Origin of the sequence: Streptomyces sp. BV286 (assembly GCF_019090165.1) — a bacterium.
GTDB lineage: Bacteria > Actinomycetota > Actinomycetes > Streptomycetales > Streptomycetaceae > Streptomyces.
Window position 1 is genome coordinate 17,500 of sequence record NZ_JAHRIB010000206.1, and the last position, 15,958, is coordinate 33,457.

Genomic DNA, 15,958 nt, shown 5'->3' on the forward strand with positions numbered 1-15,958 from the left:
GCTCCGCGGACCACGGCGAGTCCTGGCCTGGTCATGCTGTTGTCACCGAGCGGCCTCCCAGGCCGTCCACAGTCCGGCGTACACACCACCGGCATCAAGCAGCTCTCCGTGGGTGCCGGTTTCGATGATCCGGCCGCGCTCCATCACCATGATCCGGTCGCAGGTTGCTGCTTGGGAGAGACGGTGCGCGACTACAACTGCGGTGCGCCCGGCGAGGACAGCATCAGCAGCGCGGTCGAGCTGTCCGGCGTAGGTGGAGCCCGCCTCGGCGGTCGCTTCGTCGAGGATCACCAGATCAGCGTCGGTGAGCAGCAGGCGGGCCAGGGCGAGTTGCTGCGCCTGTGCGTCCGTGAGCGGGTGTCCGCCGACACCTAGCAGGGTGTCCAACCGATCGGGGAGGACATCGAGGATCGATGCAGCGCCGGTGGCTTCCAGCGCTGTATGGAGGTCGCGGTCGGTGGCCCCGGGCGCGGCGAGGGTGAGATTGTCGCGCAGGGTGCCCGCGAAGATGTGGACCTCCTGGGTGATCATCGCGCTACGGCTGGGGCGAGTCACCCTCCCGGCCTCAGGCAGGTGGGTACCGGCGACCACGCCGGCGAGCGTGGTCTTGCCTGCCCCGGACACGCCGACAATGGCGACGCGCTGACCGGGCGGGATGTCGAGGGTGATGTCGTCGAGCACCCGTGGCCCCTCGCCGTAACGGAATGAGACCTCGTCGAGCTGTACTGCTGTGTTCGCGGCCTGCGCTGGGACATCCGGCCAGCTGAACGGAATCGTGACGACCCCGATCATGCGGCTCAGCGATGCGAGGGCGGACTGGAGGGTGTCGATGACCAGCAGCAGCTGGTTGACCGGTCCGAGCAGGCGTAGCACGAGCAGCATGGCGGTGGTGGCGCCGCCGACGGTCGATGCGTTGTGGTCGATGAGGACGAAGCCGACGACGAGTACGGCGGCCAGGCTCAGGCACTCCCCGAGGTTGAGCCGGGCATTGAGCATGCTCAGCACGGTGCGTGCGCGTAGCGACTGCCCCGCGACGCGCCAGGAGTCGGTCATCACAGCCCGGTGTCGTTGCTCGGCGAGCCCGAAGCCGAGCACGGTGGCGTAGCCGCGCTGGGACTCGAGGATCTGCTGGGCGCGCGCGCTCATCGCCGTGCGCTCGGCGCGGTAGACCCCTAGTCCGATGCGCAGGTACCACCGCACAGCCAGCACGTAGACCGGCAGCACGACGGCGAAGGCGGCCGCGTAGGGCCATTCCAGAGCCGCGAGCCCGCCCAGCGACACGACGATGGTGAACGCGGTGACGGTGAGCGCGGGGATTACTGCGGGTGCTGCGTCGGCGACGGCGGTGACGTCGTCGCTGGACCGAGATATCAGGTCCCCGGTCCCGGCGCGCTCGACAAGGTGCTGTGGGAGGGCCATCGCGTGACCCACGAGCTGTTCGCGCAGCGCGGCGAGGATGGAGTGGTAGACGCGGGTGGCGAGCACGATCGTCAGCGCGGTGCCCGCGGCACCGAGGACTGCCGACAGCGCCATGACGGCCGTGACCGTCAGCACGGTGGCGAGGTCCGCGGTGTCGGCCTGCACGCGGTCGACGAGGAATCCGATCGCCACGGGAACGATCAGGTCGACGCCGGTGCTGACGATCCCCAGCACCCCGGTCGCGGCGAGCCGGAGCCGGTACCCGTGGCTGAGCCGCCACACCTCCCTGACCGTCTCGCGGCCGCTCGCGACCGGCAGCCCGGCATCGGGAGCCTCGGTCTCGGGCGCGCCGGAGGTGCCGCTCACTGCGCCGTCCTTGAGGGCGTGGGTACGTCGTCAGGTAGTTCGACGACGCGGTCGCAGGCAGCGAGCAGCGCCTGGGTCGAGGCGATCAGCAGCGTCGAGCGGCCTGCCCGCGCACTACGCAGCCGGCCCGCGATCGTGTGCTCTGTGACGGAGTCGACCGCGGTGGTCGGGTCGTGCAGCACGAGTACCGGCGCGTCGCTCGCCAGGGCGCGGGCAAGCGCGACCCGCTGGCGTTGGCCGCCCGAGAGCCGGTTGCCGCCCTCGCCGACCGGGACGTCTAGGTCGGCCGCGAAGTCGTCGCAAGCGGCGGCTCGCACCGCGGCGTCCACCCGCTCCGGTGCGCCCGCGATCACGGCGACGTTGTCGCGGAGGGTGCCGCTGAACAGCGTTGCGCGGTGCGGCGCGACGGTGACCTGGGAGCGGTACTCGACCGGGGACAGCTCCCGCGCCGGGATCCCGTCGAGCCGTGCCTCGACCTCCCCTTCGGCCTGCGGGTCCAGCAGCGCCTCGACGACGCGGGCGGCGGTCCGGTCGTCGGCGCGCATGCCCACGAGCTCGCCGGGCTCGACCCGGATCGACACGCCGGGCCCTGAGATGCTCGGCACGACCACGTCCAGCTCCGGCAGCGCGGTGACCTCCCGGCGGATCGCGTCATCGGGCCCAGCCGTCGACGTGGCGTTGTCCCGCAGCACGTCGAGGACACGCACGGACGAGGCGCGGGCGCCGGCGAGGTTGGGGATGGACGTGCTCGCGATCGCCTGGATCTGCGGCAGCAGTGCCTGGGCGAGGCCGACGGCGGTGATCAGCTCGCCGATGCTGAGCTGTCCGTCCACGGTGAACCAGCCCGCCAGCCCCACCACAGCGGCGACGAACGTGCCGCTGACCACGCCCGAGCTCGCAAGGAACCTTCCCAGCAGGCCCGCGTTGCGCCTGGCGCCGGCAAGGGTCTCCTGGCTTGCCTGCCGGTACCGGCTGGTCGCCTCGGCCTCGGCACGCATCCCCTTGACCACCCGGTAGCCGGCGACCAGGTCCGTGGCCTGTCCGACCGTGGAGGCCAGCAGTTCCTGGTACTCGCGGGTGTCCCGGGAGAGCCGCTCGCTGAGCACGCCCATCGACCAGACCGCGACCGGCGCCCCGAAGAGCACCACGAGTCCGAGCAGCCAGTGCGTCGCCAGCAGTGATACCGCGATGAATGCGATGGCCGTGACCCTGGAGACCGGGATGATCGTCAGGATCACCGCGTTGGACAGGCGCGCGACGTCGCTGGTCATCACCGAGACCACGTTGCCGCCCGGCGCACGGCCGGTGCCACCGACCGGGTGCAGCACGCCCGCGGAGAGGGTGCCGCGGAGTCGGTGCTGCAGTACCTGCACCGCGTGGGCGGTCAGCCGCAGCGAGAGCCTCGCCGCCGATGTCAGCGCGACGTAGAGGGCCACCAGCACGCCGAGCCACAGGGCCAGTTGTCCCGCGTCCCCGGTCGCGACGGCCCGGTCGATCGCGAGTCCCATCACCACCGGGACCGCGGACTCGCCCACCTGCCACACGATCGCCAGCAGCATCGCGGGAACGCTGACCCGCCTCGCCGAGAAGATCACGCGCAGCAGGAACCGGCCCGGCGTGGTACCCGGCCCGGACTCGAACGGCGGTGCATCGAGCGGCTCGGCGGGATCCAGCAGGAGCACGGGCAGCCGGCGGGTCAGCGGTCCTCGCCCCAGTCCCGCAGTGTCGGCGCCGGAGGAACGCGGGGAGTTCCTCATGCCTGGCTCCGATCCGGGCTCCTGAGCGGGAAGCACCAGAGCAGGGCATCGGCGAAGATTCCGCGCCACCACGCGTAGTCGTGTCCGCCGGCGAACTCCTGGTAGCGGGTGTCGTAGCCCTTCCGGGTGAGTACGTGGTCCAGCCAGCGGCTGTGGGTGTTCGAGCTCTCCAGCTCACCGACGTCGTGGAAGATGCGGACCGGTGCCGCTTCGGCGGCCAGGTAGTCGGCGATCAGTGTCGGTACGGGGGTGCGGCGCAGCAGTTCGCCCGACCCGGTGCCCCACGTGAGGTCAGGGTGGTATCCGCACGACGGGGACTGGAGGATGGCGTGGCCGAACGTCGTCGGGTGGTGGAGCGCTGTCCAGCCGGCGCACAGACCGCCGAAGCTCTCGCCGGCCAGCGCGACGTCACCGGGGTTCCGCGAGAGCGGATACCGGTGGTGGAGCCACGGCAGCAGTTCCTGGACCAGCATGTGCGAGAACGCCGGGTTGCAGAGCAGCTCCTTGTCGCGCCGCGGTGCGGGCTGATCGACGAGGACCACCACGCAGGGCCGGATCAGTCCCGCCCGGACCAGTGCGTCACGAACGCTCGGCGCGCTGTGGTCCGGTGTCCCGTCCAGGTGGATCACGAAGGGCAGCGCGCTCTCGTCCGAGAACCCTGAAGGGGGCATCGAGACCCAGATGCGGCGTTCGTCTCCCAGTAGCTCGCTCGCCAGCACGGCAGTTTCCACTGCCGGGGCCGGCCGCGCTTCGGCCTGATCGAGCCAGGGCAACGGCACCGCGTCGGGCAGCACTGCCACCGAGGCTCCGGAGAACCGCTGCACCGAGCACTTCGAGAACCGCGGCGGGGGGTTGAACGGGTCCGGGACCCGTTCGTCCTCACCTGTCGCCGAACGTCGTACGAACACGTACGAGAAGCGCAGGTCGGAACGCATCCGCAGGGTACGAACGCGGAACGCCGTCCCCGCGACCGGGGTGAACTCCCCCTCGATCGGGTTGAAGCCGATTCTGGGGCCGATCACCACCGCGAGGGTGACCGTCGTGCCGTCTTTGGGCTCGTCGACGAACGTCACCTCCACCTCGTCCGCGGAGACCCGTTCGACCAGCGGTGCGCCCGTCTCCTTGAGATGTCGTCGGAACCTTTCCGGGCTCCACTCACCGGTCGCCAGCTTCTCGACCAACGGATCAGCCATTTTTCGCGCTCTCCATGTCGGTGTTGTCAGCCGGCCTTCGTCGGGTTCGCTCGCGGCCGAGCGGTACCACCTGGGGGCTGCCGGCCACCGGATCGGGCACCACCAGGCAGCGCAGACCGAACACCTCCTCGACCAGCTCGGCCGTGACGACCTCGTCCGGAGGACCCTCGGCGACCACGCCGCCGTCCTTCATGGCGATCAGGTGGGTGCCGTAGCGGGCAGCCTGGTTCAGGTCGTGCAGGACGGCGACCAGGGTGTGGCCGACATCGTGCAGGTCGGTGAACAGCTCCATCAGCTCGATCTGGTGGGTGATGTCGAGGAAGGTGGTCGGTTCGTCGAGCAGCATGATGTCGGTGCGCTGCGCAAGCGCCATCGCCACCCACACGCGCTGGCGCTGCCCGCCCGACAGCTCGTCCACCGGGCGCCCGGACAGGTCGGCGACCGAGGTCTGGTGCATCGCCCTCAGCACGGCCCGCTCGTCGTCCTCGGTCCACTGCCGGATGAACCCCTGATGGGGGTACCGTCCCCGGGCCACGAGGTCGGCGACGGTGATCCCCTCCGGGGCGATCGAGGCCTGCGGCAGCAGTCCGACCCGCCGCGCCACCTCTTTGGTCCGGTAGGAGTTGATGTCGGCACCGTCGAGGACGACCTGCCCGGCCGACGGCTTCAGCAGTCGGGACAGGCTGCGCAGCAGGGTGGACTTGCCGCACGCGTTCGGGCCGACGATGACCGTGAACGACTCGTCGGGGATCACCACCGAGAGGTGCTCGGAGATGATCCGCCCGTCGTAGCCGATCGTCGCCGACTCCACACGGAGGCGCGCGGTGTCGGGCGGGGTCGCGCTCACAGGCGTCTCCTGGCTTCGGTGAACAGCAGGTATCCGAGATAGCCGCCGCCGAGCACGACGGTGATGATGCCGACCGGCATCGGGGTGGGGGCGACGTGCTGGGCGAGATAGTCCGACACCAGACACAACAGCGCGCCGACGAAGGCGGCGGGGGCGAGGGTGATCCCGGCCGTGCGGGCGAGCCGTCGTCCGATCTGCGGGGCGACCAGGGAGATGAACACGATCGGCCCCGACGCGGCCGTGACCGTCGCCGTCAACGCCACTCCCACCAGGATCAGGCCGAGGCGTACGGGCGCGACCCGTACCCCTTGCGAGGCGGCCGCGTCGTCACCCAGCTCCATCTGCCGCATCGGCCGGCTCAACATCCCGGCCAGCAGCAGGAGTACGGCGACGCAGGCGCCGCCGACGACGACCTGGCCCCAGGACACGCCGTTGAGCGACCCGGCACGCCACGCGGCCGCGGACATCGCCTGGTTCAGGTCGGCCTTGAGGATCAGCCAGGTGTTGAGCGACCCGAGCATCGCCGAGACGCCGATACCGACGACGATCAGCCGGAACCCCTGCACCCCTCGCCGGTGGGCGAGCACGTACACGGCCACCGCGGTGGCCATGCCGCCCAGCAGCGCCCCGCCGACCAGCTGCACGTAGGTGCCGTTGACGACCAGGATCACGATCAGTGCGCCGGTGTAGGAGCCTTCGGAGAGCCCGATGATGCCGGGGTCGGCGAGAGGGTTGCGCAGCAGCGACTGGAAGAGCGCCCCGCTCACCCCCAGGGCCGCGCCGAACACCACCGCCGCGGCCACTCGGGGCAGCCGCCACTCGACCACGATGTCGTGGACGATGCCGGTCTCCCGACCGGTCAGCGCGGAGAGCACCTGCCCGGGGCTCAGCGCGTACGAGCCGGTCATCAGCGCGAGCACCGCCGTACCGGTGATCGCGACCGCAAGCACCGCGCAGACGACGACCGAGCGCCACCGCAGCAGTATCGCGATCCGCCGGTGCCGCAGCACCAGCACCCGCCGGCCGAAATCCACCGGCGGAACGTGCGTGTTCATAGTCCGCTCGATTTCTTCCGCCGCGCCAGCGCGACGAGAACGGGGGCGCCGACGAAGGCGGTGACGATACCCACGGGGATCTCGCCGGGTCTCATCACGACGCGGCCGAGGATGTCGGAGACCAGCAGCAGGCTCGGGGCCAGGAGGATGCTGTAAGCGAAGATCCAGCGCTGGTCCGGGCCAACCATCCAACGGGCCACGTGCGGCACCATGAGGCCGACGAATGCGATGGGTCCGGCGATCGCGGTGGCGCCGCCGGCGAGGAGGGTCAGTGCGATCACCGCGAGCACCCGGGTGCGTGCCAGCCGGACCCCTTGGGCGATCGCCAGCTCGTCGCCCAGGGCCAGAGCGTTGAGCGGGCCCGACACCGCGAAGGCCAGGACGAGTGCCACCGCGAAGAACGGCACGACCGGCCACACGACCTCGAGCGGGCGGCCCGCGATCGACCCGGCGTTCCAGTTCCGCATCGCGTCGAAGGCGTCCGGGTCGGTCAACTGGAGCGCCTCTCTGGCGCCGCCGAGCACGGCGCCGACGCAGACTCCGGCGAGCACCATGACCACCGGCGAGGAGCCTTGTCGTGTCGACCCGAGGGTGAGCACCAGGAGTGTGACGATCAGTGCCCCCGCGAACGCGAACCACATGTAGCCCTGGACGTCGCGGACGCCGAGCAGGCCCACGGCGACCGTCACCGCGAAGGAGGCGCCGGCATGGACGCCGAGGACACCCGGATCGGCCAGGGGGTTGCGGGTGAGCGCCTGGATCAACGCGCCCGACAGACCGAGGGCGACGCCGACGACCAGGCCCACGATCGTGTGCGGCAGACGGAAGTCGCGGATCGCGAACTGGTCGGTGTCGGCCGAGGGGTGGAACAGCGCGTCCCACACCACTGACGGCGCGATCGCCGTCGAACCGATCATGACACTGAGCACCAGCAGGACCACCAGCACCACCAGCGCGACGACCAGGCCGAGCAGACGACGACGCGGTCCGGGCACCGTTTCGGTGCCCGGACCGTCCTGCCGCAGGGCGAGGGCTGTCACTGCTTGCCGGGGAGGGTCGCCAGTGCGCTGTCGAGCGAGTCCAGGTACCGGTTGACGGGCCCGTAGGAGTTGTTGCCGGGGCAGAAGACTCCCAGCGCCCGACCGGAGCTCACTGCGGGCAGCGCCTTCCAGGTGTTGGTCTCGACCACCGGTTTGAAGGGTTCTGTCGGCTTGCTGTCGGCGTCGACGGGGTAGGTGATCACGTCGTACTCGGACAGCTCGCTGATCTGCTCGAACGGCAGGGACTCGTAGGCCAGGGGGTCCTTGCCCTCGGCCGCCTCGGGGAGGTCCAGGCCGATGTCGTCACGGGCGATCTCGGAGCAGCCGATGTCCGCGATGTAGAACGTTCCGGGATCGCTCCAGTCTCCGCGGGAGACGTCGACGAACGAGGTGTCCTTGATGATCTTGCCGTAGGTCTTCTGGATCTTGGCGACCTTCTCCTTGAACTCCGCCTTCTGCTGCTTGAGCGCATCCGCGACGTTGCCGGCCCCCGCGATCGCGTCGGCGAAGGCCTTCCACTCGGTGTCGAGCCCCCAGGACACGGTCGGGGCGATGGCCTCAAGCTGCTTGCCGACCTTGTCCCAGTCGTCCGAGGAGAACTGGACCAGGATGAGGTCCGGCTTGAGGGCGGCGAGCTTCTCGAGGTCCACCTCACCACCGCTGGTGCCGATGATCTCGGCTGCCTCATAGACAGTCCTGTGTTCCTCCGGCAGCACGTCGAGCTCGGACCCGGACGCCTCGGTGACACCCACCGGTTTGCCGCCCAGATCGATGAAGGGGAGGTTCGTGTTGCCGATCGTGACGATGCGCCGGGGGGCGACGGGGATCTCGACGGTGCCGTTCTCGGCCTTGACGCTGCGGGTTTCGGCGGCGTTGGTGCTGCGGGTCGCGGCGGCCTTGTCGCCGGTGTCGTCGCCGTCACCGCCGCAGGCGGTGAGGACGAGCGACGCGCTCATGAGCGAGGCGGCAAGGGCTGCGCCGCGTCTCATCCGGGGCGTGTTGCGCATGGGCGTTCTCTTCTTCTCGGAGTGGAGGGGGTCAGTCAGCGGTGGAGCGGAGGAGCTCATGGACGGTGGCGCCCAGGCCGACGGTGTGCGCCGCCCTGCGCGTGAGGCCGGCCCGGGCGATGACGGCGTCCAGCTCCGCTGCGGTGCGAAGGCCGGATCCGTGGCAGACCAGGCCGATCAGGTCTTCCTCGCCGTCGTGCTCGTCGAGCCCGTCGGTGTCGAAGACCTCCTCGATCAGGAGCACCCGTCCGCCGGGGAGGAGGTTCTCTGCTGCCCGGCGCAGTGCGTGAGCGGCGTCGGCGTCGGCCAGGGTCTTGAAGGCGCGGCTGATGAGCACGGCGTCGGCTGCTGGGCTGGGCTCGAAGACGGACTGCTCCAGCACGCCGACCCGCGTGCGTTGCTGCTCGTCGGGAATCGTGGCGGGCAGGTCGCGGCGCAGCCAGTCGGCCTGGGCGGGCAGGGCGCAGATCGTCACGCGCAGGCTTTCGTGGGCTGCGACGTACTCACGGGCGTGGGCGCCGGCACCACCGGAGTGGATCACCAGGTGCTGGACTCCGGCGAGCAGGTCGGACGTGGAGATCGGTTCGGCCAGTGCGGGCTGGAACTTCGCCAGGCGCTCCAGGTGACGGTCCTCGTAGTCCTGCTCGGCTCGCACGTCGGTGAAGGTCTGGCCGGTGACCGAGGCATAGGCGGGCCGGCCGGTGCGAACCGACTCCGTGAGGCCGTGGATCCCGAGCATCTCGCGGCCTACCACCCCGGCGGAGTGCAGCCGGTCGGCGATGAACTCGAGAGTGAGGACGTCACCGACCGGCGTGAGGGCGTAGTGGCACGGTTCCGTCTCGGCCACCACGCCCAGGGTGTGCAGGTATCGCAGCAGCTTGCCCAGAGCGCGCTCGTCGGCGCCGGCCTTGGCGGCCAGCTCGGTCACGTCGGTCACGCCTCGGGAGAGCAGGTCGGGAACACCCAGCTCGACGGCGGTGCGGATCGCGATCGGCGCGACAAGCTCGGTCAGGTCGTGGAGCTTCTGGAACGGGGTGACCGTCCTGTCCGGGTCGGGTACCGCCCCGTCGGACTCCAGAGCGACGACCTCGGAGCGACGCCAGTAGCCCGCGAAGTCGATGTCCTCCTTGGGCACGCCACGGTCCTCGACCAGGTGCTGGCGGATGTCCCGGACGGCCTTGTGCTCGCCGGCCAGCCACACGAACGCCTGGCCGGACCACCACTTCGCACTGCGGACGGCCTCGGTGAGCAGCGACACGGTCCCGGCCGTCGCCTCGCTGCGGACCAGCCACGTCACGTCGACCCCGGGCGGCTCGCGCAGCTTCTGGCGGTGGGCGTCCTCGGCGATCTCGATGAACACCTGCGCGCGGGCGTCGGGCGGGAGCTCGTCGAGCAGCCGGCCGATCGCGGGGAGTGCGGTGTCGTCGCCTGCCACGAGCAACCAGTCGGCGCCCGTCGGGAACGCCTTGGACGTGCTCGGGCCGCTGAGGTGGATCCGGTCTCCCGGCCGGGTGCGACAAGCCCACGTCGTTCCCGCGCCCACCCCGTGCCGGACGAAGTCCACATCCAGCTCGCCGGTCTCGGGGTCCCACCGGCGGACCGTGTAGGCCCTCGACAGCGGTCGAGGATCCTTGGGCACGATCAACTTGGTCGCGCCCTGGACCGGGAGCACCGGACCCTGCTGACCTGGGTACGGGAAGTAGAGCACGAGGTCGTCGTCGAAGCCCGGGGACTCGAAGGCCCGCCGCACGAAGCCGTCCGCGGTGGTGAACGCACGCAACTGCTCGCCGCCCAGCGTGACCCGCCGCATTCCCGGGGTGATGTCGGCGGTCCGGACCACCTCGACTTCACGCAGGGTCGGCGGGCGCACGGTGAGTCGGCGCGAGGTCTTGGGCATGCGGGAGCCGACCTTTCCGGTCGCTTCGAGGGCAGGAGTCGCGCTCCGGCATCGGGAGGGCGCGCACTGCTAAAGTTAGGCAGACCTTACCTTCAATGGTGTGCGCAGACTGCCGCATGGTTAGGACATGGTGGTTCCCTCATCGTTCGCCGCGGGCGTCGGCGACCCGCCGCCGATTCCGACCGCGCGGCTGGGTTCGGAAGATGCGCCCGTCCGACCGCTGTTGCTCTGGGTTCGCACCGGCGCGGCGCAGGTGCGCCTCGACAGCGGACCGGTGCTCCGCCTCAGGGCCGGCGAAGGCGCCTGGATTCCCGCGGATGGCTGGACAGAGCGGGCGATCATCACTGAGCCAGGCACTGTCGCCTTCCCGCTGTGGCCCCACGCCGGCATCGGCGCTCGGGGGCTGTCGGAACTGACGCGATTCGACGTTCCCCGCGGCTGGCAGGACTGGTTGATCCAGCTCTTCAACCTGCAGGTCACCCCGTTCAGCGGCCGCGGCTACTCCCCCGAGACGATCGAGGAGCTCCTACGGCGTCCTGGCTCACGCCCGCCGGCACCCGTCGCGGCCGGGCGAAATCCGCACCCGGAAGGGCTCACCCCGCCGGCGATGCCGCGAGCGCTCGGCGCCAGAGCAGTCGCCGAGGAACTGATGCGCGACCCCGCGCTTGACCTCACGGTCGAGCAATGGGCTGCGCGGGTGCTCTCCAGCGCACGCACCCTCCGCCGCGACTTCCTCGCCGACACCGGGCTCACGTTCGAGCAGTGGCGGCTGCTCTGCCGACTCAGCGCCGCCGTGGAGTTCCTCGCCGCCGGTTACGACGTGGACCAGGTGGCCGCCCGAGTGGGCTTCGCCAGCCGCAACGGCCTCACGCGGGCCTTCAAAGGACGGTTCGGACTGACCCCCCACGAGTTCGGCCGGAAGTTCTCCGCCCGACCCGCCGCCGGCGGGCTGACACAACGGGCAGCGGCGGCACGGCAGACCGACGACCTGATCCGGATGATGCGCAGGACGGACACTCCGGCCGCGCCCGAGATGCTGCCCGCGGCCAGCACGCCGTCGCACACCAACGACATCCACGTCCTCAGCTGGATGTACCGGGGCAGCGGGTACCTGGACATCGGCGACCGCCGCTACGAGCGGGAGCGAGGGGTGGCGACCTGGATCCCCGCCGACATGGAGCATGTCACCGGCCTCCGCGAGAACTCCGTCTCCCTGCCCCTGGGCAACGTGAGCACCGGCGACCTCCAACTGACAGAGCCGATGCAGGTGCGGTTCTCGCCTGCGTGGGACGACTACTTGATGTTCTGCTCGATCAGCGCCCGGTCCGGACTGCGTCCTGACGACCACAACCCCCGCCACATCCTCGACTTGTTCGCGGAACAGGTTGCCGCGCAGCGAGCGTTGTCGGTGCCGATGCCCACGAACCCGCGCGCGCGTGCTGTCGCGATGGAGTGCTTGCGTCGCATCGGCGAGCCTGGCGGGACGCACAATGTCGATGTCGGTGCTGAGATCCACCGTGCCTTCCGTGACGAGACAGGTATGACACTGGGTCGTTGGCGCTATGCCGCCCGCATGCGCATCGCTCGTGACCTGCTCGCCGGGGGCGCGCCGCCCAGCGCCGTCGCGCGCCGGATCGGGTACGCCCACCTCCCCACATTCAGCGCCGCCTTCTCCCGCTTCCACGGACTGTCTCCGCGCGACTACCAGCAGCGCGAGCCTGAGCGGAACCAGTAGCACCGCTACTGTCCTGCAAAAGCGGCCCTCGCCGGGCAATGTAGGATGTTCGGCTCTGTTCCGTAGTGGGTGTGTCAATTTAACGGCAGCCTGGTAGCAGGGCGGTGACGCGCTTTCGGGGGCTGGGGTGTGCGGGCTGCGTACCCGTGCCATGGCCATCCGCAACCGTGCGCCGTCGCCGCGCACGGCAACCTCTTCGCTCTGTCGGCGCTGCTCGACCAACTGGCGACGGCAGGCGTGCTCGCGTCCTGGCACTCGTGTCCGCACTCCGGAGATCTGCGATGGACGCAGGCACTACGCTCAACTTCCGGGATCTGGCAGGTCGGCGTGGGCGAGCCCACTGCGGAACGCTGGCGATCCTCGCTGGTCGGGTCGCACGAGTCGTGTCAGGGGCGGGCAACCACGCCGAGGGCGTGCTGGTAGGCCAGTTCGTCGTCGTCCTCGAACACGGTGAAGACGACGCGGTCGAACCGGCCGGGATGCGCCGCGATCCAGGCATCGACAGTGCGCAGCGCGACCGGTGCGGCCTCCTCCTTGGGATGGCCGAAGACGCCGGTGCTCACGGCACAGAAGGCGAGAGTGCGGATGGTCTCCACCTCGGCGGCGAGGTCCAGGCACGCCCGGTAGGAGGAGGCGAGCGCCTGTGCGTCGTGCGCGTGCGGGCGGCCCTGGACGACAGGGCCGACGGTGTGCAGGACGTGCCGGGCCGGCAGGTGGTAGCCCCGGGTGATCTTGGCCGTACCGGTGGGTTCGGGGGCTCCCTGTGTCGTGAAGATCGTGTGGCAGTCTTCGCGCAGGTGGGGTCCGGCAACGCTGTGGAGGGCGTTGTCGATACAGAGATGCTGAGGGCGGAAGCAGCCGAGCAGATGACTGTTGGCGGCGTTGACCACGGCGTCCGCAGCCAGGGTGGTGATGTCTCCCCGCCACAGCGTGGCCTTGGCCGCGGACCGGAAGGCAGTGCCGTGGAACTCCTTTTCGACGGTGGGCAGTTCGAGCGCCGAGACGGCGGGCGTCCGGGTGTTCTGCTCGGTGGACGAGTTCCCGACGCGATCGCGGTCCGGAACGAGTCGCCGGTGGTGAACAGGTACCCGTTGCCGGTGCCGCTGGTGGCCGTGTTGCCGAAGCCGTAGAGGAAGTACGGCGTGGCCTGGGTGGCGTCGATCTGCACGTCCATCGAGACGGTGATCGAGTTCATGCCGCTCATGATGTTGTCCGGCACCTTGACGCAGGTGCTGGACCCGTTGAACGTGAGCCCCTCACCGTTGCCCGACCAGCTCGCGGTGCCGTTGACGGTGCCGTTGCGTCCGTTGCCGGAGGCGTCCACCGCCACGGTGCCCGAGGTGGCGTCGAGTTTGTACCAGAGAGCCAGGCCGTCGGTGATCTCCGCCGCATGGGCGGGGGCCACCGGGCCGGCAAGGCCCATGAGGAGTGAGGCGACGGCCACGGCGGCCAGAGCGCCCGGCCGGAATCTCCGGAGGCCCTGAGTTCTCACGCTGTGCATGGTTCACATCCCGTGAAGAAGACACGCCTGAGGAGGGGACGCGGCGCCTCGGCCGAGGCGCCGCGTCCCGCCGGAACAGATCTGGTGTCGCGTTGGGCTCGCAGGTGGGCTGCCGGCGGATTTCCCGCTCGGGGGCGGGCGGTGGGTGGGGCGTCGCCCGAGGGCGCCGGCAGCCCGTCGGATCAGCTCGTCAGGCGGAAGGTGGCGTCGCCGCGTGCCGTGCTGGTGGTGATCGTTTCGAGCTTCAGCTGGAAGGCGTAGTGGCGGATGTAGCGGTCGGGGTGGTTGTACGACTGGAACGACGACCAGGTCGAGTCGGCGAGTCCGGCGACCTGCCGGAAGGTGGCGTCCTCGGCGAAGGCGGTGGTGCCGTCGTTGTGCACGAGCTGGAAGTCGGCTCCGTCGCTGCGCAGGTAGTAGTTGGGGAAGTTGACCGACTCGAAGGAGACGGTGCCGGTGCCCGTGAGGCCGGGGCGGGGCCTGAACTGGGCGTCCTGGCTGGTGACGTTCTGGTCGATGCGTACGTCGAAGTTGGTGTGCCGCACGTAACGGTCCTGGAAGTTGAACGACTGCAGCCGCTTGGCCGGGGTGTTCGCCCAGCGGGCCTGGATGCGGGTGTCCTCGGCGGCCGTCAGGTTCAGGATCGAGCCGTGGCGCTTCTTGGTGCCGCCCATGGAGTAGGTGCCCGACGTCGGGAGGTGGTAGGTGCCGACGGTGGACGGGTTGGTCGTCGCGACCGGCATGTATCCCTTTCCGGCGGCGTACTGGTCGAGGTAGAGGGTCCACTCGTTGCGGTCGCGGAACTTCATCCACATCGGGCCCTCGACCTGGGAGCCGGTGAGGCCGATGCCGGAGAGGTTGCCGATGGTGGTCCAGGTGCCGAGGATCGAGTTGCTGCCTTCGAGGGTGATCTGGCCGTCGCCGGAGGCCCGTACGTAGCGGTAGTTGCCGGTGCCGGAGGGGACCTCGACGATCTGGGTGTCGATGATGCCCTGGGTGCCGGGGCGGTCGATGTAGACCTGCGGGGTCGTGATGGTGTGGAAGTCGGAGGTGCGGGCGTAATAGATGCGATGCTTCTGTACGCCGTTGAGGGTGGCGTTGGTCGCCCAGTACATGACGTAGTCGTCGGTGGCCGGGTCCCAGATCGCCTCCGGGGCCCAGGCGTTGCGCCCGTCAGGAATGGCGCCGGCGACATTGAGCAGCCACGGCTGGGACCAGGTGACCAGGTCGCTCGACTCCCACACCACGAGGTTGCGGCTGCCGTTGGACGTGGAGTCCGACCACGACTGTCCGCAGCCGATGCACAGGTCGGTCGCGATGATCCAGTACTTGCTCCCGTCGGGAGAGCGGACCAGGGCGGGGTCACGCACACCTCGGGTGCCCACCGTGGAACGCAGGGTCATCCCGCCGCCGTTGAGGTCGGACCAGTTCAGGCCGTCCGCGCTGTACGAGAAGTACATCTGCTGACCGGCCGCTCCCTCGCCGATGAAGTGCGTCATCAGATACCCCGGATCGGCGGCGGCGGCCCGCTGGGGTGTGGTCACGACCTGGGCGGTGAAGAGCAGGCAGGCGGCGACGAATACCGCCGCCAGCCGGGAGAGAACTGCGGGCATATGCGTTCCTGTTCTTGGAGGAGGGCAGGGCAGAGCCGTGATCAGGTGCAGGTGAGGTGGAGGGTGAGGCCCGGCGTCCGTGCTGTTGAGGAGATATCGGCTCCGTGGGGTGGAACCTCGCGCGGTGCGCGGTCAGCGCCGAGGCGTCGCGGTTTTCGCGTGGGCGCGGCAGCGACCGGAACCCGTGATGGCGGGCCGGGTGACGAGACAGCGGTGGGGGCCGGCAGGGCTGTCACAGGAGTGCGACGGCGACGGATGCACAACATGGGCTGCCCTTCCTGACAGCCATGGTTCGAGAAATCGAACGCCGTTCGCAAGTTCGTGCAGACATAAATGTCAGCTGAGAGTTCGTCAATGGAACCGGCCGGTACGGTCTCCGATCTCCGGGACCTGACCGCTCGCCGCGGTGGAACCCTCGGCGCTCCACCCCCTTGAACTGCGCAGACCTCCCAACGCGACTTGGGCCGCTCGCGGGAATTCCGGCTGCACAGCCATTGACACGGAACCTGCACCGGGCTCAGGATCACG

The 15,958-nt window shown here is 69.9% G+C and carries 11 protein-coding genes and 1 pseudogene; 1 reads left to right on the forward strand and 11 read right to left on the reverse strand.

Going from position 1 to position 15,958, the window contains the following annotated elements; translation table 11 throughout:
• Positions 1-42: 42 nt before the first annotated feature.
• From KUF83_RS38440 to KUF83_RS38475, 8 genes are read right to left on the reverse strand one after another with little or no spacing between them, the layout of a single operon-like run.
• A complete protein-coding gene (locus tag KUF83_RS38440; protein ID WP_308403335.1) occupies positions 43-1,785 on the reverse strand; it encodes an ABC transporter ATP-binding protein in 1,743 nt (580 codons plus the stop codon).
• A complete protein-coding gene (locus KUF83_RS38445) occupies positions 1,782-3,542 on the reverse strand; it encodes an ABC transporter ATP-binding protein (RefSeq protein ID WP_254644998.1) in 1,761 nt (586 codons plus the stop codon). Before KUF83_RS38445 ends, KUF83_RS38440 begins: the two co-directional genes overlap by 4 nt.
• Entirely contained in the window at positions 3,539-4,735 is a 1,197-nt protein-coding gene (locus KUF83_RS38450; protein WP_217459715.1) for an esterase family protein, read from the reverse strand. Before KUF83_RS38450 ends, KUF83_RS38445 begins: the two co-directional genes overlap by 4 nt.
• Positions 4,728-5,582 carry an ABC transporter ATP-binding protein gene (locus KUF83_RS38455; protein WP_308403336.1) on the reverse strand — a complete coding sequence of 285 codons (855 nt, stop codon included), beginning with the start codon at positions 5,580-5,582 and terminating at the stop codon, positions 4,728-4,730. Before KUF83_RS38455 ends, KUF83_RS38450 begins: the two co-directional genes overlap by 8 nt.
• Entirely contained in the window at positions 5,579-6,637 is a 1,059-nt protein-coding gene (locus KUF83_RS38460; protein ID WP_217459717.1) for an iron chelate uptake ABC transporter family permease subunit, read from the reverse strand. Before KUF83_RS38460 ends, KUF83_RS38455 begins: the two co-directional genes overlap by 4 nt.
• On the reverse strand, positions 6,634-7,677 hold the full coding sequence (locus tag KUF83_RS38465; protein WP_217459719.1) for an iron ABC transporter permease: 1,044 nt from the start codon (positions 7,675-7,677) through the stop codon (positions 6,634-6,636). The genes KUF83_RS38460 and KUF83_RS38465 overlap by 4 nt, the downstream gene beginning before the upstream one ends.
• A complete protein-coding gene (locus KUF83_RS38470; protein WP_254644999.1) occupies positions 7,674-8,684 on the reverse strand; it encodes an ABC transporter substrate-binding protein in 1,011 nt (336 codons plus the stop codon). Before KUF83_RS38470 ends, KUF83_RS38465 begins: the two co-directional genes overlap by 4 nt.
• Before the next feature lie 31 nt (positions 8,685-8,715).
• Entirely contained in the window at positions 8,716-10,581 is a 1,866-nt protein-coding gene (locus tag KUF83_RS38475) for a siderophore-interacting protein (protein WP_217459721.1), read from the reverse strand.
• 127 nt (positions 10,582-10,708) lie between these two features.
• On the opposite strand from KUF83_RS38475, the gene KUF83_RS38480 reads away from it, so the two are divergent.
• The gene (locus KUF83_RS38480; protein WP_217459723.1) at positions 10,709-12,316 is read left to right on the forward strand and encodes an AraC family transcriptional regulator; all 1,608 of its coding nucleotides are present in this window, start codon (positions 10,709-10,711) and stop codon (positions 12,314-12,316) included.
• Positions 12,317-12,702: 386 nt separating this feature from the next.
• On the opposite strand, the gene KUF83_RS38485 is transcribed toward KUF83_RS38480, so the two are convergent.
• The 3 genes and pseudogenes from KUF83_RS38485 to KUF83_RS38495 all read right to left on the reverse strand — a co-directional run bounded on the left by KUF83_RS38485 (position 12,703) and on the right by KUF83_RS38495 (position 15,430).
• Complete coding sequence (locus KUF83_RS38485) at positions 12,703-13,206, reverse strand: macro domain-containing protein (protein WP_308403341.1); 504 nt, start codon at positions 13,204-13,206, stop codon at positions 12,703-12,705.
• Positions 13,207-13,329: 123 nt separating this feature from the next.
• Positions 13,330-13,817 (reverse strand): annotated as a pseudogene (locus KUF83_RS42365) (hypothetical protein); the annotation flags it as partial.
• Between the two features lie 182 nt (positions 13,818-13,999).
• Positions 14,000-15,430 (reverse strand): glycoside hydrolase family 43 protein, encoded by a 1,431-nt coding sequence (locus KUF83_RS38495; RefSeq protein ID WP_217459726.1) that lies wholly within the window; start codon positions 15,428-15,430, stop codon positions 14,000-14,002.
• Between the last annotated feature and the right edge of the window lie 528 nt (positions 15,431-15,958).

Excerpts from the sequence above, each read along its gene's own strand:
- KUF83_RS38495 (WP_217459726.1), bottom strand. The coding sequence starts at position 15,430 with ATGCCCGCAGTTCTCTCCCGGCTGGCGGCGGTATTCGTCGCCGCCTGC.
- KUF83_RS38445 (WP_254644998.1), bottom strand. The coding sequence starts at position 3,542 with ATGAGGAACTCCCCGCGTTCCTCCGGCGCCGACACTGCGGGACTGGGG.
- KUF83_RS38475 (WP_217459721.1), bottom strand. The coding sequence starts at position 10,581 with ATGCCCAAGACCTCGCGCCGACTCACCGTGCGCCCGCCGACCCTGCGT.
- KUF83_RS38460 (WP_217459717.1), bottom strand. The coding sequence starts at position 6,637 with ATGAACACGCACGTTCCGCCGGTGGATTTCGGCCGGCGGGTGCTGGTG.
- KUF83_RS38470 (WP_254644999.1), bottom strand. The coding sequence starts at position 8,684 with ATGCGCAACACGCCCCGGATGAGACGCGGCGCAGCCCTTGCCGCCTCG.
- KUF83_RS38480 (WP_217459723.1), top strand. The coding sequence starts at position 10,709 with ATGGTGGTTCCCTCATCGTTCGCCGCGGGCGTCGGCGACCCGCCGCCG.
- KUF83_RS38450 (WP_217459715.1), bottom strand. The coding sequence starts at position 4,735 with ATGGCTGATCCGTTGGTCGAGAAGCTGGCGACCGGTGAGTGGAGCCCG.